Origin of the sequence: Paraburkholderia sp. BR10923, from assembly GCF_040948765.1 — a bacterium.
Lineage (GTDB): Bacteria > Pseudomonadota > Gammaproteobacteria > Burkholderiales > Burkholderiaceae > Paraburkholderia > Paraburkholderia youngii.
The window spans coordinates 201,526-227,872 of record NZ_JBFPKO010000010.1 but is presented as its reverse complement, the minus strand read 5'-3'; the positions used below and the strand labels follow the sequence as shown (position 1 = coordinate 227,872).

General features: G+C 61.1%; 18 protein-coding genes and 2 tRNA genes. 11 read left to right on the top strand and 9 right to left on the bottom strand.

Annotated elements, in window-relative coordinates; all coding sequences use genetic code 11:
• Positions 1-251 precede the first annotated feature (251 nt).
• Positions 252-713, bottom strand: coding sequence for a hypothetical protein (locus AB3X94_RS21020; protein ID WP_368612599.1), 462 nt, complete (start codon positions 711-713; stop codon positions 252-254).
• A gap of 615 nt (positions 714-1,328) precedes the next feature.
• On the opposite strand from AB3X94_RS21020, the gene AB3X94_RS21015 reads away from it, so the two are divergent.
• The 3 genes from AB3X94_RS21015 to dhaL all read left to right on the top strand — a co-directional run bounded on the left by AB3X94_RS21015 (position 1,329) and on the right by dhaL (position 4,964).
• Positions 1,329-2,819 carry a M81 family metallopeptidase gene (locus AB3X94_RS21015; RefSeq protein ID WP_368612594.1) on the top strand — a complete coding sequence of 497 codons (1,491 nt, stop codon included), beginning with the start codon at positions 1,329-1,331 and terminating at the stop codon, positions 2,817-2,819.
• 78 nt (positions 2,820-2,897) lie between these two features.
• Positions 2,898-2,974, top strand: a tRNA-Val gene (locus tag AB3X94_RS21010).
• A 286-nt stretch (positions 2,975-3,260) separates the two neighbouring features.
• Complete coding sequence (gene dhaL / locus AB3X94_RS21005; RefSeq protein ID WP_368612593.1) at positions 3,261-4,964, top strand: dihydroxyacetone kinase subunit DhaL; 1,704 nt, start codon at positions 3,261-3,263, stop codon at positions 4,962-4,964.
• Between the two features lie 76 nt (positions 4,965-5,040).
• On the opposite strand, the gene AB3X94_RS21000 is transcribed toward dhaL, so the two are convergent.
• From AB3X94_RS21000 to AB3X94_RS20980, 5 genes are all read right to left on the bottom strand, one after another.
• Positions 5,041-5,175 carry a hypothetical protein gene (locus AB3X94_RS21000; RefSeq protein WP_018424239.1) on the bottom strand — a complete coding sequence of 45 codons (135 nt, stop codon included), beginning with the start codon at positions 5,173-5,175 and terminating at the stop codon, positions 5,041-5,043.
• Positions 5,176-5,211: 36 nt separating this feature from the next.
• On the bottom strand, positions 5,212-6,267 hold the full coding sequence (locus AB3X94_RS20995) for a permease (RefSeq protein WP_368593116.1): 1,056 nt from the start codon (positions 6,265-6,267) through the stop codon (positions 5,212-5,214).
• A 25-nt stretch (positions 6,268-6,292) separates the two neighbouring features.
• Positions 6,293-7,360 carry a tRNA 2-selenouridine(34) synthase MnmH gene (gene mnmH / locus AB3X94_RS20990; RefSeq protein WP_368612592.1) on the bottom strand — a complete coding sequence of 356 codons (1,068 nt, stop codon included), beginning with the start codon at positions 7,358-7,360 and terminating at the stop codon, positions 6,293-6,295.
• Between the two features lie 118 nt (positions 7,361-7,478).
• A complete protein-coding gene (gene selD / locus AB3X94_RS20985) occupies positions 7,479-8,537 on the bottom strand; it encodes a selenide, water dikinase SelD (protein ID WP_368612591.1) in 1,059 nt (352 codons plus the stop codon).
• 256 nt (positions 8,538-8,793) lie between these two features.
• The gene (locus AB3X94_RS20980; RefSeq protein WP_368612590.1) at positions 8,794-9,177 is read right to left on the bottom strand and encodes a beta-xylosidase; all 384 of its coding nucleotides are present in this window, start codon (positions 9,175-9,177) and stop codon (positions 8,794-8,796) included.
• Between the two features lie 168 nt (positions 9,178-9,345).
• On the opposite strand from AB3X94_RS20980, the gene fdnG reads away from it, so the two are divergent.
• The 7 genes from fdnG (at position 9,346) to AB3X94_RS20945 (ending at position 18,642) form a co-directional block, all read left to right on the top strand.
• Entirely contained in the window at positions 9,346-12,414 is a 3,069-nt protein-coding gene (gene fdnG, locus AB3X94_RS20975) for a formate dehydrogenase-N subunit alpha (protein ID WP_176107290.1), read from the top strand.
• A gap of 9 nt (positions 12,415-12,423) precedes the next feature.
• Positions 12,424-13,347 carry a formate dehydrogenase subunit beta gene (fdxH, locus tag AB3X94_RS20970; RefSeq protein ID WP_176107291.1) on the top strand — a complete coding sequence of 308 codons (924 nt, stop codon included), beginning with the start codon at positions 12,424-12,426 and terminating at the stop codon, positions 13,345-13,347.
• Positions 13,344-14,000, top strand: a complete 657-nt coding sequence (locus AB3X94_RS20965; RefSeq protein ID WP_176107292.1) for a formate dehydrogenase subunit gamma — start codon at positions 13,344-13,346, stop codon at positions 13,998-14,000. The genes fdxH and AB3X94_RS20965 overlap by 4 nt, the downstream gene beginning before the upstream one ends.
• A 77-nt stretch (positions 14,001-14,077) precedes the next feature.
• Entirely contained in the window at positions 14,078-15,076 is a 999-nt protein-coding gene (gene fdhE / locus AB3X94_RS20960) for a formate dehydrogenase accessory protein FdhE (protein ID WP_368612589.1), read from the top strand.
• Positions 15,077-15,122: 46 nt separating this feature from the next.
• Positions 15,123-16,571 carry an L-seryl-tRNA(Sec) selenium transferase gene (gene selA / locus AB3X94_RS20955; protein WP_176107294.1) on the top strand — a complete coding sequence of 483 codons (1,449 nt, stop codon included), beginning with the start codon at positions 15,123-15,125 and terminating at the stop codon, positions 16,569-16,571.
• A 13-nt stretch (positions 16,572-16,584) separates the two neighbouring features.
• Complete coding sequence (selB, locus tag AB3X94_RS20950) at positions 16,585-18,498, top strand: selenocysteine-specific translation elongation factor (RefSeq protein WP_368612588.1); 1,914 nt, start codon at positions 16,585-16,587, stop codon at positions 18,496-18,498.
• A gap of 51 nt (positions 18,499-18,549) precedes the next feature.
• A tRNA-Sec gene (locus tag AB3X94_RS20945) sits at positions 18,550-18,642 on the top strand.
• Between the two features lie 48 nt (positions 18,643-18,690).
• Here AB3X94_RS20945 and AB3X94_RS20940 read toward each other — a convergent pair.
• The 3 genes from AB3X94_RS20940 to AB3X94_RS20930 all read right to left on the bottom strand — a co-directional run bounded on the left by AB3X94_RS20940 (position 18,691) and on the right by AB3X94_RS20930 (position 24,266).
• Positions 18,691-20,094, bottom strand: coding sequence for a TniQ family protein (locus AB3X94_RS20940; protein WP_368612587.1), 1,404 nt, complete (start codon positions 20,092-20,094; stop codon positions 18,691-18,693).
• Complete coding sequence (locus AB3X94_RS20935) at positions 20,091-21,146, bottom strand: AAA family ATPase (protein WP_368612586.1); 1,056 nt, start codon at positions 21,144-21,146, stop codon at positions 20,091-20,093. The genes AB3X94_RS20940 and AB3X94_RS20935 overlap by 4 nt, the downstream gene beginning before the upstream one ends.
• Positions 21,147-21,386: 240 nt before the next feature.
• Positions 21,387-24,266 carry a DDE-type integrase/transposase/recombinase gene (locus tag AB3X94_RS20930; RefSeq protein WP_368612585.1) on the bottom strand — a complete coding sequence of 960 codons (2,880 nt, stop codon included), beginning with the start codon at positions 24,264-24,266 and terminating at the stop codon, positions 21,387-21,389.
• A 460-nt stretch (positions 24,267-24,726) separates the two neighbouring features.
• On the opposite strand from AB3X94_RS20930, the gene AB3X94_RS20925 reads away from it, so the two are divergent.
• Complete coding sequence (locus AB3X94_RS20925) at positions 24,727-25,608, top strand: hypothetical protein (protein ID WP_368612584.1); 882 nt, start codon at positions 24,727-24,729, stop codon at positions 25,606-25,608.
• Positions 25,609-26,347 lie beyond the last annotated feature (739 nt).

Here is a 26,347-nt window from a genome sequence, read left to right as displayed (position 1 = left end):
AACAGGACCGTGAAACGACTCCACGCCGATGATAGTGCGGATTGCCCGTGTGAAAGTAGGTAATCGTCAGGCTCCCCCAAAGCCAGAAACCCCACCGCCCAGCGGTGGGGTTTTTGCGTTTACGCGGCCAATTCCGCGCGCTTCACTACTTTCCGATCCGCAGCGCATCCGCATAACCCGGAGACTTCCGACACGTTCGTCCAAAATCCGTGTCCTTCTGGCTCAGGCGGTCAGCACTTCCTCCAAAACCGCTATGCCCGCTTACGCGCCAGCGCTCGATCGGATCCCCCTGCGATAAAGCGGTCTAGTCTCTCACTGGCCTCCGTAATCGCCCAAAGCGGAGCGCGATGCAGTTGCCGATCGTACCTCGTAGCGATCGATGCAAAGAGCTCGAATCCCGCTTCGTCCAGCTTCCATTCGTCGCGTTCCCGACCTGCGTCGAACACCATCGCCGAGGCGCGATCCGCGGCGTGGAGTTCTTCATGGCTCATCGAGCCGAAGCCGGCATCGGCGAGATAGCTGGTCAACAGCATGATCTGCGTGAGTGTCTGTGCATCGCTCTTCGTGCCGACGCCGCGGCGCAATGCGTCGAGCGACAGATGAACTCGTAACGCGAGATCGTCGGCGATCTGGCGCGCGATGGGCAACAGCATGGCTTTGGCATGCCGCGCGCGGGCGGCGCCAGAGTTGCGGAAAGGAATCGGTTGTGCCATGGAGATCCAAGGGGTTTGCCTGAGCACATGCAATAACGGCGCGCTTCGCAAAAGGTTGAGCCTTCATTGCGTTTTACCCGCTTCCTTCGACGAAAACGTTTGCTGGCGACCACTTGCGCGCAGATTGCCGGCATGTCGCGGCGTCCGTAGTCGAGCGGATTGACACCTAAATCGCCCGCGGTGCGCCGTTCGCTACCCTCGAATCCAGCGGTTTTCCCTCCCATCCTCGCCCACGGAAAGGCGTCGCCGCATTGCCGCCTCGCGGACGTCCGGCCGTCAGCCTCCGCCAAACCTCTCTATCATGACAACTGGAACAACGCCGACCAGCAAGCCGGAACGGAGCAGGTCCCGTCGGCAAGCGCCATCCAGTTGCGTTCGACCCGGGGAGCATCGAAGCGGGCTCCACGCGGCGAACCGCATCGGGCGCGCGATCATGCGCCGCGTCGCCGCGCCACGGTCGGCTGGCTCGAGGTGTTCGCGACGATCTTCGTTCCGTGCAAGGACGGCATCAGCCACGACGAAATCGAGGACGCGCGCCGATCATCTGGAAGCCGGCTTCAAGGTGCTGCTGCAGGTGATGCTGAGCGCCGCGTCGAGGACAGGGAGCGTACGCGTATGAAGATCCTGATCGCACGAATGAACCACGAGACCAACACGTTCTCGCCGGTAGAAACCCCGCTGGCCGCATTCGGCCGCACCGGTCCCAGCTACGGCCGCGCCGCGTTCGACGAAAACAAGCGCATGCAAACCGCGATGGCCGCGTTCATCGACGCCGCCGAGCGCGTGCACGCCGAAATCGTGACGCCGATCTCCGCCATGGCGAATCCGAGTGGGCCGGTGGACGCCGCAGCCTACGATACGATCTGCGACGCGATCCTGGCAGGCGCGACCGGTTGCGACGCGGTGATGCTCGATCTGCACGGCGCGATGGTCGCCGAGAACTCGGCCGACGGCGAAGGGGATCTGCTCGCGCGCGTGCGTGCGTCGTTGCCGCACGCGCGGATCGCGGTCGCACTCGATCTGCACGGCAACGTCACGCAAAAGATGATCGACAACGCCGACATCATCGTCAGTTTCAAAACCTATCCGCACGTCGACATGTACGAGACTGGCGCGCACGCGGCGCGCCTGCTGTTCGACATGATCGACGGCCACGCGAAGCCGGTGATCGCGTGGCGTCAACCGCCGCTGCTCACGCACACGCTGCGCAGCGCGAGCGCCGACGGCGCGATGAAACGCGCGCTCGACGCCGCGCGCGCCGCCGAGGCCGACGGCATGCTCGCAGTGTCGGTGCTGGCGGGCTTCTCGCTCGCCGATATCGACGCGCCATGCATTAGCGTCGTTGTAGTGGGCAATGGCGAGCGCGCGGATGCCGAGGCGGTCGCCGAGCGTGTCGCGCGACAGATCTGGGACGAGCGCGACGATTTCGTCTATTGCAGCGCGCCGCTTGCCGAATCGGTCGCGCGGGCGGCGTCGCTCGCGCGCGGCGCCGACAAACCGGTGCTGCTGCTCGATCACGGCGACAACTGCATGTCAGGCGGCACGTGCGACACGATGGATCTGCTCGAGGAAGCATTGAAGCAGGGCCTCGAAGATATCGTCAGCGGGCCGTTGTGCGACCCGCAGGCGGTCGCGGCCCTGGCGGCCTCGGGGGTCGGAAGCACGGTCACGCTCGCGATCGGCAACAAGCTGACAAACGATGCTTTGCCCTCGCGTTCGCCGCTCGCCCTGACCGGCGTCGTGCGCGCGCTGACGGACGGCGAATACGTGATCAGCGGTCCGACCTACACCGGCCAACGCGCGTACATGGGGCGTGCGGCAGTGCTCGACGCCGGCACGGTGAAACTCGTCGTGACCGAACACACGCATGAGCCGTGGGATCTCGGCGTGTTCGAGAGCGTCGGCATCGATCCGCGCCGCGCGCGTTTTCTGCTGCTCAAATCACGCATGTATTGCCGGCCGGTCTTCGTGCCGATCGCGGCGGCGCTCGTCGAATGCGATAGTCGCGGCGTCACGAGTTCGGACTACAGTCTGTTCAGATTCGAGCGCGTGAAACGGCCGGTTTATCCATTGGACCCTGACACCGAATGGACCGCGACCAACTGATCAGCACGCATGCGATTCGATAAATCGCCGCAAGGGCTTGTGAAGTCTGCAACGAGTCTCTATAATTCGCGCCTCTAAAGGCTCGTAGCTCAGTTGGTTAGAGCACCACCTTGACATGGTGGGGGTCGTTGGTTCGAATCCAATCGAGCCTACCAACGCATCTGTGACGTAGACGAAAGCGGTTCCGCTTTCATCTACGGTCCAGTCAAATCCATCCCGTCGTTCCCGCAGTTTCGCCGTTCGGCATCACGTCCCCTTCGTTTTCGTTGTCCGCTTGTGGCTCGCAGTTCGCGCACATTCACGCGTTTTCTGCCGCTGTTGCGTCGCCGTTCGACAATGCGCGGTACAGTTAGTCCTTCCGCTTTCGCCGACGACCCGACTGCCGTTCCCATCGCATCATTCGATCATGCGCTGCCGGCAGCATCCAACGGAGCTGACGCAATGAAGAAGCTCATCAACGATGTGTCCACCGTGGTCCCCGACATGCTCGACGGGCTCATCGCCCTCAATCCTCAGCTCTCGCTGTTGCAGGGCGGCACGATCGTGTTGCGCGCCGATGCCGAGGCCGTGGCCGCGCGTGGCGAGGTCGCGCTGATCTCCGGCGGCGGCTCGGGCCACGAGCCCGCGCACGGCGGCTACGTCGGCCACGGCATGCTGAGCGCGGCGGTGGCCGGCGAGATCTTCACATCGCCATCCACCGACGCCGTGCTCGACGCAATCCGAGCGGTGGCCGGCCCCGCAGGCGCGTTGCTGATCGTCAAGAATTACACGGGCGACCGCTTCAACTTCGGCCTCGCGGCCGAAATCGCGCGCGCCGAGGGCATTCCCGTCGAGATGATGATCGTCGCCGACGACGTCGCGCTGAGCGCGACCGGCAATCACGCGGGCCGTCGCGGACTCGCGGGCACGGTGCTGGTTCATAAGATCGCGGGCGCGGCGGCCGCGCGCGGATTGCCGTTGCCCGAAGTCGCGCGGATCGCCAAAGAAGCGGCCGCGTCGCTCGGCACGATGGGCGTCGCGCTGACGCCGTGCACGGTGCCGGCCGCGGGCAAGCCGGGCTTCGAACTGGGCGATCGCGAAATCGAATGGGGCCTCGGCATTCATGGCGAACCCGGGGTGGCGCGCGGTGCGCTGGAACCGGCCGATGCGATGGTCGGCAAGCTGCTGGCAAAGATCATCGACGATCTCGCGTTGCAGCCCGGCGAGCGCGTCGCGCTGCTCGTCAACAATCTTGGCGGCACCCCATCGAGCGAGCTCCACGTGGTGGCCGGCGCCGCGCTGCGCGAGCTCGCCGGGCGCGGCATCGAAGTTGCGCGCGCGTGGGCCGGCACGTTCCTGAGCGCGCTCGAAATGGCTGGCGTGTCGCTAACGCTGCTGCGGGTCGATGACGAACGCCTGAGCCTGCTCGACGCCGCCTCGCATACGAGCGCATGGCCCGCGCTGAGCGGCCGCGTCGCGCAGGTCGCGATGCGTGCAGCGCCACCCGCGCCGCCAAGCGCGAGCGGCGCGACGCTCGCGCGTGACGCGACACTGCGGCGAGCGATCGAAGCGGTCTGCGAGTGCCTGCTGGCCGCCGAGCCGATATTGACCGAACTGGACCAGCGCGTCGGCGACGGCGACCTCGGCATCAGCCTCGCGCGCGGCGCACGCGCGGTGCAACTCGAACTCGATTCCTACGCGTCCGCAACCACGCCGAGCGCGGTGTTGCGCAGCATCTCGGCGACGCTGCGGCGCGTGGTGGGCGGTACGTCGGGTCCGCTATACGCGGTGATGCTGCTGCGCGCGGCGGCCGCGCTCGAACCGTCGGGCGGGGCCACGGCACGGCAATGGGCGACGGCGTTCAGCGCCGGTGTCGATGGATTGATGGAACTCGGAGGCGCGACGCCGGGCGATCGCACGATGGTCGATGCGCTGAAGCCCGCCGCCGACGCGCTGTATGACGCACTCGCTCAGGGAGCGTCGACGGATGCCGCATTGCAAGCCGCCGTCGATGCGGCAATCGATGGCACGTCGCGTACCGCTTCGATGCATCCGCGCCGCGGGCGTTCGAGTTATGTCGGCGAGCGAGCGATCGGTCATGTGGACCCAGGCGCGCACGCGGTGGCTTTGTGGCTCGCGGCGATTGGCGAGGCCCTTTCGGGTTAGGCGCGGGCGAACGCGAACGCTACCGCGAACGCAACGGGCAAGCGAGCTTGCACGGACGAGAAAAACAACAACCCCTTCAAGGCCGCAGCAGATCGAACCCCGCGAAAGCAACGACGCCGCTCAGCGCGATCAGCGCCACCGAGTGCTGTCCAACGTACAGCAGACCGGCGGCGGACCAACAGGTGACGGCGAAAGCGGCGATACGTTTCATGCTTCCTTCTTCCACGACTCGAACTCAAAGACCGGCTCAAAAGCCCAGCGCAACGGCCAGCAAGCCACTGACGACACCGCACACCACCACCGCACAGGCCACCACCGTCAGCACGCGCCGCGGAAACGACCGCGCGAGCATCGCGAGCGACGGCACGCTGACGAGCGGCAGCGTCATCAGCAGCGCGCCGGCGGGGCCGGCGGCCATGCCGAACGACAGCATCGCCTGAATGATCGGCACCTCACCCGCGGTCGGAATCACGAACAGCGTGCCGGCGATCGACAGCGCGATGATCCACAGCAGGCTGTTGTCGACGTCCGGGCCGACGTGCGGAAACAGCCATGCGCGCGCCGCGCCGAGAATCAGCACGAGCACGATGTATTCCGGCACGAGCCGCAGCGTCATGCGCCCGAGAATCGAGACCCAGCGCGAGAACGCGGTGCCCGGATCGTCGGCGCTGACCAGTTGGGCGACGGCCTCTCGCGACGCTTGCGCTTCCTGCGGCGTGATCATGCGGTTCACGAGGTAGCCGAGGCCGAACACCATCACGATGCCGAGCGCGAGGCGCAGGCCCATCCACTGCCAGCCGAGCACGAAGCCCATGAAAATCAGCGTCGCGGGATTCAGCGCGGTGTTACCGAGCCAAAAAGCAATCGCCGCGCCCGGCGCCGCTTCGCGCGCGCGCAGGCCGGCGACGACCGGCGCCGCGCAGCAGGTGCACATCATGCCAGGCAACGACATCAGGCCGCCTTTGACGACACTGTTGAAGTCGGCGCGACCGAGCGCACGCGCGACCCACTGCGGCGGAATCAGCGCTTGCACCGCGGAGCCGAGCAGCAGGCCAAGCACCATCGCCTGCCAGATCGCCTTGCCGTACGCGAGCGCGAAGTCGATCGCGGCCTGCCATGAGGCCGCCGGCGCACTCGCGGACGTGCCCATCAGGATCGACTTGCCGATCGAATGCTGGCTCGCGGCGACGAACGCGCGGTTGTAGTACGGAAACCACTTCACATAGAAGAGGCCGACGACGGCGATCAGCAGGAAGACGATCCAGCCAAACGTGACGCGAGGTTGCCGAAGGGTTGATTGCATGATGGTTCTTAAATGTCGTTGTGAGTCAACCGAGGACTAGCGTACGGCTGTCGAGCTGCGCGAGCAGCGTTTTCGCCTGCTCGACGACGTCGGCGTCGTTCGGGCGGAAATGGAGTTGCAGTGCAGTCGGCAGCTGATCGAAATGCTGGCCGCTGCTGCGCGCGTACGCGGGATCGTAGTGAAGTTCGATCAGTTCGTGCGCGAGCTCGGCGCGCCGGTTGTCGTCGACGAGCCGCTGCCAGCCCGCGACCCGCTCGCGGCTGTGCAGGCCGATCAACCGTTCCAGCTGTCCCTTGAAGTAGTCGGGATGCTCGAACAGATGCGCGTAATCCTGCAGCAGAAACGCCGCGCGATCCTCGCGGCTCGAACGCACCTCGACGCACGCGCCGCGATGAAACGTTTCGAGCAGCGCGAGCGGCAGCGTGACGGAGCCGATGCGCCGGCTTTCCGCCTCGACGAACACCGGCCGGTTCACGTCGAAGTCTTGCAGCGCGGTGACGAGCAGCGTGTCGAAACGCTTTTGCGACGGCTGCTGCACGCCCGTGTACGCGCCGAGCAGCGAGCCGCGATGCGAGGCGAGCGCCTCGAGGTCGAGCGTTTGCGCGCCGGCCTCATGCAGCGCCGACAGCAGCCGTGTCTTGCCGCTGCCGGTCGGGCCGACGAGCGCGATGTAGCTGAAACGGCGCGGCAGGGTTTCGAGCCTCTCCAGCGTGGCGCGCCGGTAGCTCTTGTAGCCGCCCTCGAGTTGCCGCGCCGACCAGCCGATCATGTTGAACAGCGTCGTGACCGACCCCGAGCGCTTGCCGCCGCGCCAGCAGTAGATCAGCGGGCGCCAGTTGCGCGGCCGGTCGGCGAACGTGGTTTCCAGATGATGCGCGATGTTGCGCGCGACGAGCGCCGCTCCGAGCCGCGTGCCCTCGAACGGCGACACCTGCTTGTAGGTCGTGCCGACCAGCACGCGTTCCTCGTTGCTCAGCACTGGCGCGTTGGTCGCGCCCGGAATATGGTCCTCCTCGAACTCGAGCGGCGTGCGAACGTCGACGATTTCATCGAAATCGCCGGCTTTATCGAGGCTGACTAGAAGACTTTTCAAGGGAGTAGGGACGAAACGGACCGCGGGAAGACCGAAATTATCGCATGCGCGGCTCGTTCGGGCCGGTTATGCGTCCTTTCAGGCGTTCTCTAGTGACGCGTTCCTTCAACCGCCTGCCTCAGATGACCTCGACCCGCGCTTCACCGCTCACAAGCTCGCCGATCACTCGCGCGTCGGCGAAGCCATCGGCGCGGAACAGTGCGAGCACCTCGTCGACCGCCTCGGGCGCGCACGACACCAGCAGCCCGCCCGACGTCTGCGGATCGGTCAACAACGCACGGCCGGCCGACGGCAACGTGGCGGGCAGCATCACGTCGTGGCCATAGGCATCCCAGTTGCGGCCCGATGCGCCGGTGAAAATACCGGCTTCCGCGAGGCTCGCGACGTTCGGCAGCCACGGCAGGTCCGCATAGTGCACGCGCGCGGTCAGCTTCGAGCCGCGCGCCAGTTCCAGCGTGTGGCCGAGCAGGCCGAAGCCGGTGATGTCGGTCAGCGCATGCACGCCGTCGAGCCGCGCCAACTCGGCGCCCGGCCGGTTCAGCTTGGTGGTCGCGCCGATCATGGCCGCGTAGCCGGCCTCGTCGAGCCGGTCTTTTTTCAGTGCCGCGGACAGAATGCCGACGCCGAGCGGCTTGCCGAGGATCAGCACGTCGCCGGCCCGGCCGCCCGCATTGCGCTTGACGCGCTTCGGATCGACGATGCCCAGCGCGACGAGGCCGTATATCGGCTCGACCGAATCGATCGAATGGCCCCCCGCGAGCGGGATGCCCGCGTCCGCGCACACCGATTCGCCGCCTTTCAGCACGGCCGCAATCACGTCGTGCGGCAGCACGTTGATCGGCATGCCGACGATCGCAAGCGCCATGATCGGCTTGCCGCCCATCGCGTAGACGTCGGAAATCGCATTAGTCGCGGCGATGCGGCCGAAGTCGAACGGATCGTCGACGATCGGCATGAAGAAATCGGTGGTCGCGACGATCGCCTGGTCCTCGTTGAGCTTGTAGACGGCGGCGTCGTCGGCGGTGTCGTTGCCGACCAGCAGGTCGGGGAAAAACGGCAGCGGCGCGCTGCGCTTGAGCAGATCGGCGAGCAGGCCGGGCGCGATCTTGCAGCCGCAGCCGCCACCGTGCGACAGGCTCGTAAGGCGGGGCGACTGGCTTGCTTGGACTTGGGTCATGAGGGCGGGAGTTCGGGTTCGTCGAATGACCGCATTATGAGGGTAGTTTTCACACTGTGCAGCGTCGGCGCGGGCCGCAAACTGGATTTATCCGAACGATAAACGCCCGCGTAGAAAGTACCCATGCCGAAGCAAATGCAAACGGCAGCTGCGCGCGATGAAACGAATTCTTCACGCGCTAACGCAATTGCGCACCGCCGCGCGAATTGATCGCCGTCGACAATTAGCAAAACAATTACCGCACGATTGCAATGCCTTATTTATTGCTGCCTGCGCCGGTCCCATACAAGCCATTGTTAAATCCGCCGGCGCCCTCGGCTTTTTGTCCCTGGCCGGCGGTTTTGCCGCGCGCATTACCTTGTCCGCTGTCTTTCGACTGAGGTTTTTGGGATTCGTGAACTGCCGACGCGGCCGGGTCGGGCGTCGAACCCATCCCGGACGAGCGGCTTTCCATATGCGAAGAGCCCCCCGACTGGGGAATCTGCGCAAGGCTGGGGGAGTTCGCGGCCAGCAGTGCGGCGCCGAGAAGCGCAAGCGAGGCTGCGCCGGCTGCCGCGCGACAGGAGTAAGGAGAGGAGTTCATAGGAGCGCAATAATCCGTCGAGGAGGTCAATTGAATTACCATTCGCGGATTCAGCATGAACGGTGCCCGGCGCGTGGAATAAATCGTGCAGGCAGAGGGCGCCGTTCATTGCGGTGACTTTCGCATGTCTGATTTACCCGGGTGGCGAATGCACTACGATCGAGCTACGTGTCGTGAAACGGCATCTATAATCAATTTTGTTCCCAAAAGAGCCGAGGCCATGCAATGACGCAAATGACTCGGCGACAATTCCTGAAGGTTTCTGCCACCTCGCTCGCCGGATCGAGCCTAGCCCTGATGGGCTTCTCGCCGACCCCCGCGCTGGCCGAAGTCCGTCAGTACAAATTGTCGCGTGCTACCGAAACCCGCAACACCTGCCCGTACTGCTCGGTGGGCTGCGGCGTCCTGATGTACGGCCTCGGCGACGAAGCCAAGAACGTGAAGACGAGCATCTTCCACATCGAGGGCGACCCCGACCATCCGGTCAATCGCGGCACGCTGTGCCCGAAGGGCGCGAGCCTGATCGACTTCATCCATAGCCCGAGCCGTCTGCGCTATCCCGAGTACCGCGCGGCCGGAGCGAACGAGTGGAAGCGCATCTCGTGGGAAGACGCGCTCGACCGCATCGCGAAGCTGATGAAGGAAGACCGGGACGCGAACTTCGTCGAGACGACCGCAGACGGCAAGAAGGTCAACCGCTGGCTGACTACCGGGATGCTCGCGGCGTCGGCCAGCAGTAACGAGGTGGGTTATCTGACGCACAAGACTGCCCGCAGTCTTGGCATGCTCGGATTCGACAATCAGGCGCGTGTCTGACATGGCCCGACGGTGGCAGGTCTTGCCCCGACGTTTGGCCGTGGAGCGATGACGAACCATTGGGTCGACATCAGAAACGCGGACTTGATTCTCGTGATGGGCGGCAATTCGGCCGAGGCCCACCCTTGCGGATTCAAATGGGTCACGGAAGCGAAGGCGCACCGCAAGGCGCGCCTGATCGTGGTCGACCCGCGCTTTAATCGCACGGCGTCGGTCGCGGACTACTACGTGCCGATCCGCACCGGCACGGACATCGCATTCCTCGGCGGGGTGATCAACTATCTGCTGACGAACGACAAGATCCAGCACGAGTACGTGAAGAACTACACGGACGTGTCGTTTATCGTCCGTGATGACTTTGCGTTCAACGACGGCCTGTTCTCCGGCTACAACGCCGACAAGCGCAGCTACGACAAGACCTCGTGGAACTACGAGCGCGGCGAAGACGGCTTCGCCAAGGTCGACCCGACGCTGCAGGACCCGCGCTGCGTCTATCAGCTAATGAAGAAGCATTACTCGCGCTACACGCCCGAGCAGGTCGAAAAAATCTGCGGCACGCCGAAGGACAAGTTCCTGCACGTGTGCGAGATGCTCGCGGCGACGTCGGTGCCGGGACGTGCGACCACGATCATGTACGCGCTCGGCTGGACCCAGCACTCGATCGGCTCGCAGATCATCCGCACCGGCGCGATGGTACAGCTGCTGCTCGGCAACATCGGCATCGCGGGCGGCGGCATGAATGCGCTGCGCGGTCACTCGAACATCCAGGGCCTGACGGACCTCGGCCTGATGTCGAACCTGCTGCCTGGCTACATGACGCTGCCGATGGAAGCGGAGCAGGACTTCGACGCCTACATCGAGAAGCGTACCCAGCAACCGCTGCGGCCGAACCAGCTGAGCTACTGGCGCAACTATCGCGCGTTCCACGTGAGCTTCATGAAGTCGTGGTGGGGCGACAAGGCGACCGCCGAGAACAACTTCGCTTTCGACTATCTGCCGAAGCTCGACAAGTCCTACGACCTGCTGCAGGTCTTCGAGCTGATGAGTCAGGGCAAGATGAACGGCTACATCGCGCAGGGCTTCAACCCGCTTGCCGCCGCGCCGTACAAGTCAAAGAACGGCGCGGCTCTGGCCAAGCTGAAGTGGCTCGTGATCATGGATCCGCTCGCGACCGAAACGTCGGAGTTCTGGAAGAACCACGGCCCGTTCAACGACGTCGACAGCGCATCGATCCAGACCGAGGTGTTCCGTCTGCCGACCACCTGCTTCGCCGAGGAACGCGGCTCGCTCGTCAGTTCGAGCCGCGTGCTGCAATGGCACTGGCAGGGCGCTGACGGCCCGGGCGAAGCGAAGAGCGACCTCGAGATCATGGCTGGGCTGTGGCTGCGGATTCGCGACGCTTATCGCAAGGACGGCGGCAAGTATCCCGATCCGATCCTGAACATGAGCTGGCCTTATGCGAAGCCGGACAGCCCGACGCCGGAAGAACTCGCAATGGAGTTCAACGGCAAGGCGCTCGCGGACGTCACCGATCCGAAGGACCCGACCAAGGTGCTCGCGAAGAAAGGCGAGCAGCTCGCGAGTTTCGCGCTGCTGCGCGACGACGGCTCGACTTCGAGCGGCTGCTGGATCTTCTGCGGGGCGTGGACCCAGGCGGGCAACCAGATGGGCCGCCGCGACAACTCGGACCCGACCGGCATCGGCAACACGCTGAACTGGGCGTGGGCATGGCCGGTGAACCGGCGGGTTCTGTACAACCGCGCGTCGTGCGATCTCAACGGCAAGCCGTTCGATCCGACGCGCAAGCTGATCGCGTGGAATGGCAGCACGTGGTCGGGCGCCGACATTCCGGACTTCAAGGTCGACGAGCCGCCTGACAGCGGCATGAATCCGTTCATCATGAATCCGGAAGGCGTCGCGCGGTTCTTCGCGCGCGACGCGATGGTCGAAGGGCCGTTCCCCGAGCACTATGAACCGTTCGAGACGCCGCTCGGCTACAACCCGCTGCATCCGGACAACAAGCTGGCCGTCAGCAACCCGGCGGCGCGCGTATTCCCGGCCGACAAGGCCACGTTCGGCACGCACGAGAACTTCCCGCATACGGCGACCAGCTATCGTCTGACCGAGCATTTCCACTACTGGACGAAGCACGCGAAGCTGAACGCGATCATCCAGCCCGAGCAGTTCGTCGAGATCGGCGAAGACCTCGCGAAGGAGATCGGCGTGGTGGCCGGCGACCGGGTCAAGGTGAGCTCGAACCGCGGGCACCTGATCGCCGTCGCGGTCGTGACGAAGCGCATCAAACCGCTGACTGTCGAAGGCAAGAAGGTGCAGACCGTCGGGCTGCCGATTCATTGGGGCTTCATGGGGCTCGCGAGGCCGGGCTATCTCGTCAATGGGCTGACGCCCCCGGTGGGCGACGGGAACTCACAGACACCGGAAACCAAGTCGTTCCTCGTCAAGGTCGAAAAGGCATAAGGTAAAGAGATGGCACTGCAATCACTAGACATCAGACGCGTCTCGGCCACCACCACGCAACCGCCGGTGGCTCGCGCGCCGGCCACCGGGCAGGTCGCGAAGCTCATCGACGTATCGAAGTGCATCGGCTGCAAGGCGTGTCAGACGGCCTGCATGGAGTGGAACGATCTGCGCGACGAGATCGGCGTGAACGTGGGCGTCTACGATAACCCGCCCGATCTGACCGAGAATTCGTGGACCGTCATGCGGTTTGCGGAGTACGAGAACTCCGCCGGCGATATCGAATGGCTGATCCGCAAGGACGGCTGCATGCACTGCGAAGACCCGGGCTGTCTGAAGGCCTGTCCGTCGCCGGGCGCGATCGTGCAGTACACGAACGGCATCGTGGATTTTCACGAGGAGAACTGCATTGGCTGCGGCTTCTGCATCGCCGGCTGCCCGTTCAACATACCGCGTATGTCGAAGAAGGATCGCCGCGTGTACAAGTGCACGCTGTGTTCGGACCGCGTCGCGGTCGGCCAGGAGCCGGCCTGCGTGAAGACCTGCCCGACCGGCGCGATCATGTTCGGCACCAAGGAGGACATGAAGCTGCAGGCCGAGGACCGCATCGTCGATCTGAAGGAGCGCGGTTTCCAGAACGCTGGCCTGTATAACCCGGAAAAGGTCGGCGGCACGCATGTGATGTACGTGCTGCATCACGCCGACCGGCCATCGCTGTATCACGGCCTGCCGGACGATCCGCGCATCAGTCCGATGGTGACGTTGTGGAAGGGCATAGCCAAGCCGATCGGGCTCGCCATCATGGGGATCGCCGCGCTCGCGGGCTTCTTCCACTACACGCGCGTCGGTCCGAACGAGGTGACCGAGGCCGACGAAGCCGCCGCCGTCAAGGAAGCCGAAGAAGCGCGCCGTTCGCGGGAGGGTAAGCAATGAACCACTCTGAGCACACCGACTTCACGGACGTGAAGGGCAACCGCCTGATCGTGCGCTATACGCCGAACGAGCGCACGAATCATTGGATCACCGCGATCTGTTTCATCCTGCTCGCGCTGTCCGGTCTCGCGATGTTCCATCCCGCGATGGCGTTTCTGTACTTCGTGCTTGGCGGCGGACAGTGGACGCGGATCCTGCACCCGTTCATCGGCTGCGTGATGTTCATCTCGTTCCTGATTCTTGCGTTGCGCTTCTGGCATCACAACTATCTCGACCAGGCGGATATCCAGTGGATGAAGCAGTACCGCGACGTGCTGAACAACCGCGAGGAGCGCCTGCCCGCAATCGGCAGGTACAACGCCGGGCAGAAGCTGCTGTTCTTCGTGATGGTGATCTGTATGCTGCTGCTGTTGCTGAGCGGCATCGTGATCTGGCGGCGCTACTTTTCGCTCTACTTCCCGATGGACCTGATCCGGCTCTCAGCACTCGTGCATGCCGTGACGGCATTCCTGCTGATCGTCGGCATCATCGTGCATATCTATGCGGCGCTGTGGGTCAAGGGCTCCATAGGTGCGATGACGCGCGGCACCGTTACTTATGGCTGGGCGCGCAAGCACCATCCGAACTGGTTCAGGGAAATCATCGGCAAGTAAAGTAGCACTCCGCGCACCGGGCCGCCGCGCCACGTCGATGACGGGCGGCGGCTCTTCAGTTTTCAGAGGTCGATAACTTGGCTCAACGAATTCTCGAAGCCGCCGACATCGAGTCGCTCGATCCCTCGGCAATCCCCCGCATCCGCATGCCGGAGCGGCTCGCGGTGTTCGCGCCGCGCGCCGCGCGCCTGCGCCAGCTCGCCTCGCGCGGCAATCCGATTGCCGGCTACCTGCGGCTGATGGCGGCGCTCGCCGATGCGCAGCAGGCGGTGCTCGCGCACTTCAAGGCGCAGCCGCCGAGCCCCGAGCTGATCGCGAGCGCGCAGCAGTATTCGATGCCGCTGATTCCGGCGCTGTCCGGCGCGCGCGATCCGGCGTGGCGCGACGTGCTGCTGCAACTGCTCGACAAGATCGAAGCCGCGGGTCCGTTGACGCCGCCGCTCGTCGCGGTGTTCACGCAACTGCGCGCGCTCGACGTCGCCACGCTCGAAGCGCAGGCCGACGCGATCTTCGCGCAGCGCTTCGCCGACGTAGAGCCGGCGAGCGCGCCATTCATCATGGCCGCGCTGCAAGTCGTATGGACCGACCTCGCCGCCGACATCGACAAGCGCGCCGTACCGTACCTCGACACACCGGGCCGGTGCCCGGTATGCGGCTCGCATCCGGTGGCCAGCACGCTGCGCATCGGCGGCGCGTACGACAACTATCGCTATCTGCAATGCGGGCTATGCGCAACCGAATGGCATATGGTCCGAAGCAAATGCTCGAACTGCGATTCGACGAAAGGCATTGCGTACCACGTGGCCGGCTCGCCCGACGCCGACGCGGCCACGCGCGAAGCCGAAACGAAAAACGCCGTGCTGAAGGCGGAGTCGTGCGACGAATGCCATACTTACCGCAAGATCGGCATTCAGGCGAAGGACTACGAGTTCGATCCATTCGCGGACGACCTCGCGAGCCTCACGCTCGATCTGCTGATGGGCGCGGAAGGTTACCGGCGCGCGTCGCCGCATCCCTGGCTGTGGCCGGAGCAGACGGCCGGCGCGACGGACGCGGAGGACGACGAGTCCGCCTGACGGCGACCTGGCCGGACGCAAGTTCAACACGACATAAGGATTGCTCGTGAGCGATGTGAGCGGCTCGGAATTGCGCGCGCTGATGGCGCGCGTGCCATCGGTGGACAAGGTGATGGCGTCGGCCGAATTCGCGCCGCTGATCGGCGAATACGGCCGCACTCAGGTGCTCGATGCGTTGCGCGACGCGTTCGACGCGTGGCGTATCAACGCGCAATCGGGCGATGCGGCGGCCAACCCGGCGGTGAGCGCGCTCGAAACCCCGCAGCTGCATGCGACGGTCGCTGCGGCGCTGCTCGCGCGCAACGCGTCGCGGCTGCGCAGTGTGTTCAATCTGACCGGCACTGTATTGCACACGAACCTCGGCCGCGCGCTGCTGCCCGACGAGTCGGTGCGCGCCGTGATGACCGCGCTCACGCAACCGGCTAACCTCGAGTTCGATCTCGCCACCGGCATGCGCGGTGATCGCGACGACCTGATCGACGATCTGATCTGCGAGCTCACCGGCGCCGAGGCGGCAACCATCGTCAACAACAACGCGGCCGCGGTGCTGCTCACGCTGTCCGCGCTCGCGGCGAAGAAGGAAGTGGTGGTGTCGCGCGGCGAGCTCGTCGAAATCGGCGGCGCGTTTCGCATTCCCGACATCATGAGCCGCGCGGGCGCGAAGCTGCGCGAAGTAGGCACGACGAACCGCACCCATCTGAAGGACTATGAACAGGCAATCAACGCGCGCACCGCGCTGCTGATGAAAGTCCACGCGAGCAACTATGCGATCAGCGGCTTCACGAAGGAAGTCGGTATCGACGAGATCGCGCCGCTCGCGCACGCGCGCGGGCTCGCGGTCGCCGTCGATCTCGGCAGCGGCACGCTGGTCGATCTCGCCGAATGGGGCTTGCCGCGCGAGCCGACGGTGCGCGAGACCGTCGCGGCCGGCGCCGATGTCGTCACCTTCAGCGGCGACAAACTGCTCGGCGGACCGCAGGCCGGGTTGATCGTCGGGCGGCGCGATCTGATCGCTCAGATCAAGAAGCATCCGCTGAAGCGCGCACTGCGCGTCGGCAAGCTGACGCTCGCGGCGTTGGAGCCTGTGCTGCGGCTGTATCGCGCGCCCGAGAAGTTGGCGGAGCGGCTGACCACGCTACGGCTCCTCACGCGTCCCGCCGAGGACATTCACGCTGCCGCGCAGCGCGTGCTACCGGCGCTGCAGCAGGCGATCGGCGCGCGCTACACCGTGGCGGCGGAACCGATGTTCAGCCAGATCGGCAGTGGTGCATTGCCAGTCGACGTGCTGCCGAGCCACGGCCTCGTCATCAGGATGACCGACGGCAAGCGCGGCGGCCGTCATCTGCTCGCGCTCGAAAAGCAGTTGCGCGAGATGGCGCGGCCGGTGATCGGCCGGATCGCGGACGACGCGTTGCGGCTCGATCTGCGCTGCCTCGAAGCCGCCGACGAAGCGCAATTGATCGCACAGCTAATCGCGCAACCGAAAAGCAACTGAAGGACAGGCACGCATGATCGTCGGTACAGCGGGGCATATCGACCACGGCAAAACCAGCCTCGTGAAGGCACTGACCGGCGTCGATACGGACCGGCTCAAGGAAGAAAAAGCGCGCGGTATTTCGATCGAGCTCGGTTACGCATACGTGCCGCTCGAGAACGGCGACGTGCTCGGTCTGATCGACGTGCCGGGCCACGAAAAGCTCGTGCATACGATGACCGCGGGCGCGAGCGGCATCGACTTCGCGCTGCTCGTGATCGCCGCCGACGACGGCGTGATGCCGCAAACGCGCGAACATCTGGCGATCGTCGAACTGCTCGGCATCCGGCGCGGTGCGATCGCGTTGACGAAAGTGGATCGCGTCGACGAGGAGCGACTGCGCGAAGTGCACGACGAAGTGAGTGCGTTCGTCGGCAATAGCGTGCTGCGCGACGCGCCGGTATTCGATACCTGCGCGACTCGCGCGGGCGATGCGGGCGTCGCCGCGTTGAATGCGCATCTGCGCGAGCAGGCCGCCACATGGCGTATGAAGCGCGACGACGGCCTGTTCCGCCTCGCCGTCGATCGTGTGTTCACGCTCGCGGGGCAGGGCACGATCGTGACCGGGACCGTGGTGGCAGGCAGCGTGAGCGTCGGCGACACGATGCTGCTCGCGCCGAAAAATCAGCCGGTGCGCGTGCGCAGTATCCACGCGCAGAATCGCCCCGCCGAAACCGGCCGCGCCGGCCAGCGCTGCGCGCTGAATCTGGCGGGCATCGACAGGAGTGCGATCGAGCGCGGCGACTGGATCGTCGATCCGCAACTGTCGCAAGCGAGTGAGCGTATCGACGTCATGCTGGCGCTGCTCGCCGACGCGCCGCACCCGCTCGAACATTGGACGCCGCTGCACGTGCATCTCGGCACGCAGCATCAGGTTGCGCATGTCGCGCTGCTCGAAGGCGACACGCTCGCGCCCGGTCAGCGCGCGCGCGTTCAACTCGTGTTCGAGCGGCCGCTGTGCGCGGTACCGGGCGATCGCTTCGTCGTGCGTAACGCTCAGGCCAATCGCACGGTGGGCGGCGGGCATGTGCTCGATCCGTTCGCTCCGGCGCGCAAGCGGCGCTCGGCGGAACGCTTCGGCTGGTTCGACGCGATACAGACGCTGCTCGACACCGGCTCACTCGATGCGCTGTTCGCGCGCGCGCCACACGGTTTGTCGCGGGCCCTGCTGGAGCGCCTGACGGGGATGCCGGCAGCCGCGCTCGCGTTGCCCGCCGGGACGCGCACGATCGAACTCCCGGGCCATGACGCACTGCTGCTCGCGGACGCGGCATGGCACGCACTGGCCGGGCGCGTGACGAGTGCGCTCGCGCAATACCACGAGCGCTCGCCGGATGAGTTGGGCCCGGACGTGTCGCGCTTGCGGCGCATCGCGGCGCCACTGGTCGACGACGCGCTGTGGCGCGCGTTGGTCGACGATGCGGCGGCGCGTGGCGAGCTGATCAGACGCGGGCCATGGCTGCATTTGCCCGGCCACACCGTGACACTCGATGCCGCCGATCAGGCGCTTGCCGCGACGCTGCTGCCCGAGATCGAGGCGGGACGTTTCGATCCGCCGTGGGTGCGCGAGCTCGCGAACGGGCACGGTGTGCCGGAGGAGCGCGTGCGTCAGTTGCTGCGCAAGCTCGCGCGTCAGGGCGAGCTGTTCCAGGTCGTGCATGACCTGTTCTATCACCAGCAGGTGATTCGCGAACTTGCGTCGATCGCGGCGACGGAGGCGCACAAGAACGCCGGCACCGTGGCGGCGGCGCCGTTTCGCGACGCGACCGGACTCGGCCGAAAACGCGCGATCCAGCTTTTGGAGTTCTTCGACCGGGTTGGGTATACTCGCTTCCACCGTGGCCTGCACCTCGTGCGCACGGATAGCCGCTGGCTCGATCTGCGTTGATCTGGCTTCTGCGGCCTGTTTCTATCGGGCACGCGTCATTCAATCACCGTAGGAAGGCATTCGTATCCGGTGGTGCGGCTGGGCTTCAAACCCAGTTGAGGGCGTCAGACGCTCTCAGGTCGGTTCGACTCCGGCTGCCTTCCGCCCGGCAAGGCTTCCGGGGCATTCCGGCATGTTTGTAGAGTTCATCAATTAATGTCGTTTACGACAAGAATTGGTTGTCCTTGTTGTGTCCCGATTTTTTGAGGGCGGCTTATCGGGAGCGTCCCCGGCAACCTTAATGGCCGCTGATAACCGCGACGCTCTAGTCTGAAACTTTGAAGCTTCAGACCAGTTGAATTTTCTTCCTGTTCTTTGAGTTACTAGCGACGAAACTCTATTTCTCGTTGGCCGGACGTGCTGTGAGCGTAGTTCTTGATAGCATTGCCAATATTTGGCAAAGTTGGACTCTTCCCGTTCAAATTTTTGCCTGTGTCTGTCCTCCCGTCCAATTTTCACTATTCGCGCGACGATATCTGGCGCCAGTTTGCGCAAACGATCCTTATTTACATCAAGAAGACTGCAGGTTTGATTGAGATTTTTCGCCATCCCCGAACTCTCGAGATTCTTAAGGTCCGTGAGCAAAGCATCTGACGATTCGACAATGCGGAAGTGCCGTCGGCAATTTAATCTTTTGAAATCGAAGCTCAAATCAATTATTTTCAAAGGCACTTTTCTTCCTAGAAGAATGTCGGAAATGTCGCAGTCGAAAGTACTAGCAATATGTGCAACTAAAGGAAGCGACGGCCTAGTCGCGCCATACTTCAACTTATAAAATGATTTGGGGCACCGTAGGTGACTAAATAGCTTGCTTATCTTCCCTTCGAACAGTGTAATCGCGGCGTGCTGCAAAAATTCGCTAATCGGAGCGCCATTTGCGAATGCTTCTGGATCTTCATGGATATCATCCAGTAGGTCAGCGATCAAACGGGCCATTCGAACTTGTTGATCACTGGCCTGTCGAGCCTTGTGATTTGCTAGGCTGCCGCCATCAAGACGAGAAATTCCCGGCAGCCAGAACGTAAACCGATTGCGCTTTGACGCCTCAGGGGCGGTCTCAAGAAGAGTGCTGTGCAGGGGGCAGGCTTCCACACATTCGATCGACCAAAGCAATCGATTGTATTTTGGGCGACCCAGAGCCTCGTCATCACGATAGCAGCATGGACAGAAACGCTCTTTTCGGTATAAGAGTTTGGTGCGTCCGATCACCCCGCGTAGGGGAAGGAGCGTTCTCAGAATCAGGTCAGTGCGCAGGGTAAGCTTTTCCAGTACGTCGACCCACGTAGCTGCTACTCCGCTCACGCCGTTCATAACGGTAGCGTATTGGTTAAAGTTCGGGGTGCATACTTCTTGATTTTCGAATAACGGTCTGACTCGCCAGGCAAACGAATGTGGGAATATGCCGTGGCAAGCGCACAATCTACGGAAGTAGCTGACTAGATCTTCGTAGCTTTCGCCGCTCTCTCCTTCAGGGGTTAAGCCAAAGCACGCCGACCGCGGCGGAGCATCATCTGGCCAGCCGATGGGAATGCTCACCAATTGGATAGAAGATTTCATCGAGCTCGATTTCGATTCAACTTACTCCTCTCGGCTTGCTCTGCGGCTAACAACGCCCGCATTTCCTCCTCTGTCGCGTATTTAACCCGCTGCTGATTTTGAAGATACGGCTGGATTCGCTCTTCGCCGCGTAGAGTTTCCATCGCAATCTCCTTTTGCGCCTTTATGGAAGGCATATGTTTCACAAGGAAGTCATCGCACCGCGTTGGGTACTTTTCTCTTGAGCATCGCGCAGCAGCTTTCTGTAATACGTCTACCGATGAACCAGGAATTCCGAAATTTCCCTCGAATAGGTAATCAATACTGTGTTCCAGATCTATTTCAAACTGATATGGCATCTGCAACGCGACTGATTTCATGAACGTAGCATACTCCTTGTAATCGTCGGCGGAATCTGTGTAGCGCTGGTAGTGCAGAATAATGATGCGGCGCGCTAGCTGACCACTCGCGTGAATTATCTCTTCGCTTCCATATGCGCCGAGTAGGAGTAGATCAAAATTTGATCTGTTTGAAAGCGATTTCAGAAGATTTCCGTAGTGCTCAGGAGGTGTTGATGATGCTAAAAAGTGAATCACCTCATCCAGAATCAAATGTCGAAGATCTCGTCCGGCTATGGCTCTTTCGAGCATTAGCCGACTTTTTTGAGTGTAGTCAATAACGTCAGAAATACTTTTTGGAGTAGCAAAACCATCCAGAACGCTTGGCGATAGTAGCGCCGAACAGATCCGCGCGAAAAATAGGCCGAAGTCTATTTCCTGTTTCTTGTCGGGCGAGTCGACTTCCACCATCACAGCGGGGATGATGGCTGGGTTCTCTTGAATCAAATAAGAATATTTTTCAAGAGTTTTTCTTAGTAATCTCCTGCCGAGAGATGATTTTCCGACTCCGGGAGGTCCTACAATCACGACGATGGAGAGACCTGAATCCTCTTCCATAAGCGGTTTTACGTCATCTAGAACTCTATTCAAATTTCCATGAGGAATTGAGAGGTTTAGCTGATATATTTTCTTGTCACGAGGTGAGCCCGCGATGGCCTGCTCTCTAGTAATCACGATGCTTGGCTCCCATTGATAATGTCATCCTGATGTCTTCAGAAATGCTGATGACGTTTTAATCCACGTTGGAAAGACGAGGTTTCTGAATTACCTCCAGATGCGAGTATGTAGGACTAGTGCAATCCGCTGTGCTGTGGAAAATTATGTCGATAGAGCGACATGAGACATCGAAGATTTCGCTGTGTCTCTTGAGCCATCTCTCGCGTCGCGGATGCTGGATCATATCGAAACGTACACTTAGTTTGGTTGTCTAATCGGAAGGCTTGCATAATCAATTTTGAATTTCGAAGGGGATGGATATTCATATCCTTCGTCATGCTTATCAATGAAGGTCGTGGAGTTCCTAGGGTTGGTAGATGGTACGTCGTGATCTTCACACGTGCGCGCGGCAGGGGGGGAAATCGAGGTGAGTCCTGCCGGGCCGTAGAGCATTCTCGTTGCGGCGGTGGCTTCAGCTACTGGCGGAAGAATATTATCGGCAAATACGTCGTCAAGAACCGATTGGAAATTTTCACCGGGAGAAGCTTTGAGTCGTAGACGGACCTCATACAGAGCATAACGCAACTCGATTGATGTAAGGTTGCGATAGCGAAGCAGCAAATGTGAAACGCACTTTACCCAATGTTTATTTACGATCGCATATGCCACACTGACATCCCACATATCGACATAGACATCAATTTTTCTTTCTTTGTGGCGTGCCGCTGCAAATTCATCGGCCCAATACCAGATGGGGCGTATTAGAACTCCCATGCCTGAATTTATTGTATATGGATTTCTGGGTGCTGGAATGAGAGTTTGGAGCATAAATTGTGTGTCATATGGGCGAAGCCTTGTTAGACGTCTCCCTGTTTCTATGAACCGCTTATGCATATATAATTCTGGTGTATGGTCATGGGCTGGATGGATTTTCTCACGGTTATATTCGACAAAGAAAAAGTAGTCGAGAAGACCGTGTAACTCGACGAAGGTGAGGTGGTCAGCATTCATCGGGTCTACCGAGCGTGTTATTGTCCGGACGTGTTTAGTCGCTTTCGTGTTGCCCCTTAGATTGTGAATCAGTTCTGTGTTGGTAAGGCCGAACAGGCGCTCAAGCACGCCACCGAATCGTGACTGATGGGCTGGTCGATAATCGACGGTGATATCGTTGAGATCACAAAATCTATCAAAGGCCTTCGAGTGAAATTCTTTGCCGTTATCGCAAACAATAAAATCGGGAACGCGCTTGTGTCGCGCGACCATTGCTCTAATAACCATCATGCAGCTCACCGTACTTGGCGGGTGAGCTGCGAGATAGAAAGCCAGAACAGCCCGTGACTCCGCGTCCATTGCGACGGTGAGCCATGCGCGCAGTTTGTAGACGCGTCCCCCTCTCCCTCGTGTTTTGACTACGACATCAAGCTTGGTATGGTCTATATGGACTCGGTGGAATGGACGCCCGCCGTGAATTTTGTCGTGGCGATGCAGATACCATACTGCGGGCTCTTTATTGTAAGCAAAGCGGGGACCTTGTCTCGCTCGCGTATCGCGGAACTCCACAGATCGTCGATAGAAAGTATTCTTGGAGCAAGGCCTCAGGTTTCGTTCTTTACAGAGACTCTTGAATGCCTCGTAGCTATTAGACTGGAGCGGATTTGTTGGGGTGTTGCCGCCGAGGGCGACCTCCCGAATTGCGTCGATTACATCCGGCGTGATTTGAGGCCCCCGTCCTCCAGGGCGCTTCGGAACCAAAGCAAGCTTCTGAAGCGGTCGGGAATCTCCGGCTTCCCGTCTCAACTTTCTCCAACGCTGAATAGTCCTCTGGGTATACGGATGAGGAGCGTCGGCGATTTCGTCAAGTAATTGCAACAATTCGAATCTGCGATTCGCCGCTTGAATTCTCTCGTCGCTAATCGGTTCATTCTCCGCCAATAGTTGGTCCGTGGTTTTAGGTGTCGAGAGCAGACGAACATCCCCGCAATACATGAGCAGTTGGAACTGGTCCTCTGATTCTTGTTCAAATACGTTTGCTGCTGAGTTCCGAAAGAGGACTTTACCTTCGGGTAATCCGGTGACCGTGTACACGTCAGGCCGACCGCGAAACATGAACTCGGTTCCGATCTCGACAGTCATCTCAAAATGGGTTGAGACTGCATGAGGTGGCGGACGGCGCCACTGGACAAGTTCTAACTGTTCTCGGGTCAGGCAGACAACAACGTCGTAAGGATCGGAGAGGTCGACGTATTCCAGATCGACAAAGGTCTTCTGGTCGGCGATAGCCTTCCAGACATCGTCCCTTCGAAATCGACCCGGCGGTGCTTCTGGAACGACATCCTCATTCCATGGGGTATCATCTTCATATGCCTCATGATTTAACGCGGCTAAACTCGCCGCACCGTCACGCTTCCTGAGGAATTTTTCGATGGCAGACATCGCGTCATCCGTAATGGGCCGCGAATCGTCCGTCAGAAAGGCAGAGAGATGCTCCAGATTTACCGCGAATTGGTCGTTATGCTCTGCGGAGGAGCGAAGGCAAAACGTGATACCCAGTTCTTTAAAGTATTCCTCTCGCTCCGGGCAGTGCCATGTGCCATCAATTTTGTAGAACCGATCGGGGAATTTCTTTGCCAACTTGATGAGTTCGGCCTCGGTTTTCCATTCCTCGACAAAGGCACCATAGTCGGTAAGGCGTAGAAGATCCGGTGTGTAGGGAACGTCATATTGATATTCGGTTTCCTTTCGGCCGTGACGTGAGGTCCGGCGAATCGTTCTCGTGATTCGGACCCCAACTGGCTGGCAGCAGAATTCGCGAGTGAATCCATCAAAGTCGGCCTTTAACACAGCGGGAAATTCAACCCGCCTGCTCTCTGTCGCGATACGGGAGCCCATCTTCTTTGACGTGTAACGGGACCTAACATTTCCGCCTATACCCGGAAATTTTCTCGTGGGTGCTTCCCGTAGGGATCGCAGGATGTATGTCTGTCCAGCAGCGGGGACTCCCCAATCTTGCAAAGCCTTCGATCGCTCTTCATCAGTGAATCGTTTTGCAGATCCGAGGTGGCAGGTTTCCATCCATTGCTTCTCGTTCTGCTTCCACACCGAAATTGGCTCGAGGGTGATCGGCAGCTCAATTCTCATACTTCGCTCCAGTCAATAGTGGCTTTGGATCGGCTTCTAGTCACGGCCAGCTCAAAGGTAACCACCATTGAAAAATATTCGATGGATTCTGATAATCTGAATGTCGATTGTCTTTGGATGATGTGGACGATGGCGAGGAACTGTCTGGCTATCGACCATGGGAAGGTTCATCGCAATTGATGACCTCAAGCGCGGTGCACATGGATAGGCATCCGAAATATATTGATAACGATATTTTTCATTTCGCCTGGCAAGGATGAAGCGTTCGCCTTCCAACAGGCAAGTGCTCCAGATCCATACTCGCCTGACTTGGCCACAGCGACAAACCTAACAGTTCCCATGAAAACGGCAACTCGCCGCGGTGTAACCGCACAGCGAGACGTCATGTTGGAACCACTCAGTTGGAGGAAATGGTGTATTGTCGATGCCAGTGGACTACACTCGGCGCAGGAGATTGGACATGGCCACGTACCCGCTTCCGACCCCAGTCTGGGACACCTCTGGCAAGAGGTCGATTTTCCACGAGCAACTTGGTCGCGCTGCGACAATGGCTTGGGCTGCAGCAGCGATTTATATCCTTGGTGAAAGCGCTTCTGCCATTAGCAAGCGCCTTGCGGCACCAGACAGCGCCCCAGGTTCCAATAGCAAGTACCTCTATCAGCTGAAGAGTGGAAAACATGTCCTGAGTTCGAAGGGCGGTGGCCGTTATGGTTACAACTGGCTGGCCGCGGTCGCGGAACGTCCGCGTGGTGATCGGGTGACACGCTTCTACTACGAGCCGTGGGAGCTTATGGAGCGCGAAATTTCTCTGGACCGTGTTTCCCAGTTGCTTCACGCGACAGTGCTTTCCCTGTGCGGTCCGAACTCGGTCTGGTTTTTCTACGTTGCCGAGGAGGGTTTTCCGTCCACTCCTGCATGGTGGCGCAAGCGAAGCTCACTGCACGACGAAATTCGCGCGCTTGACGAAGGTGTTAAGAGTGCTACGAGTGCCGTCGAAGGGTGCAGCGACGCAGAATTTGACCGCTTCGTCGCGTTCTGGTGCTTATATCGAGAGGCGATGTTGCGCCGCGAACTCAGGAGAGCCGTTTATTATCGGCTAGCGGTCGTTGATGCACGCAAGAAGATCGCCAGCCATCCGGTTTTCTCCCAAGTGTCTGCTGAATACGAACGAATCTGCGAGCAAGTCCTTGAAGAAGACGGGTTGCCCCCGATAAGGGATATCTATCTGCGAAAAGTTCGTCGATTCGCCGAGCGAAATGTTCTCCAGTTTTTTGGGTCTGCCAGAGATAGTGCGTGGATGGGACTGCGAGCGATCCTTAAGCAAGCGAGAAGTCGGGGTTAATACCTACACTGTTGCGTGTTGGTTCGTCTGATTCGGCCGGCTGGCCGAATCGCTCATTTCTTCCGCTTGAGGATGTCCATCGAGGCTTGGATTGGTTGAGGACTCTGACGCCCCCCGACGGGAGCAACGCGGTTTGGTCTCGCTCTGTCTGCCGCTTAGGAAGCCCTGGCCGTCGAATGCCGCTTCGTCGCCACGCAGTTCGATCTAGGCGCTGTCCGGTGCGCAGCGGTTTGCTAGTCCGTGTCCGTGATCCCGATGAACAGCCGTTCGTCAAGAGCGCTTTTACCGCGTCCGATCGTCTCTTCTGTCTCCGAAGAACCGAGTTGTATGCGGCTATAGAAGTGAAGAGAAAGGATGTGCGCAGAACGCAATGAATGGTCTGATGGCGATCGAACAGAAACGCTCCTTCGTAGGAAAAAGCCTAGCCGGGGGAATTCGGTATCGCAGCCGCTCTTGCTCTTCTCGTTACGCGCCGCTCATCGGCATAAGTTAGTCGGATTCCCCGTTCCTGGAGTTTTTTCACGATCTTCCTTCGTGAAGGGTAGGTGCCGCTGTCTCTTATCGCGAGGTGTGATTCCTCATATGCGCGGTCCTTCGCGTCTTTCCGTTCCTGGGAAGTTCGCTGCCGATGGAGACGGCCAGCGATGACAAGTGCCTCGTTTTGCTCTGGGAAGTTTTCCCGAAGGAATTTCGGCGATACGTCAAGGTGTCTTGCCGCGTCTATAGCATTCGAATTGGG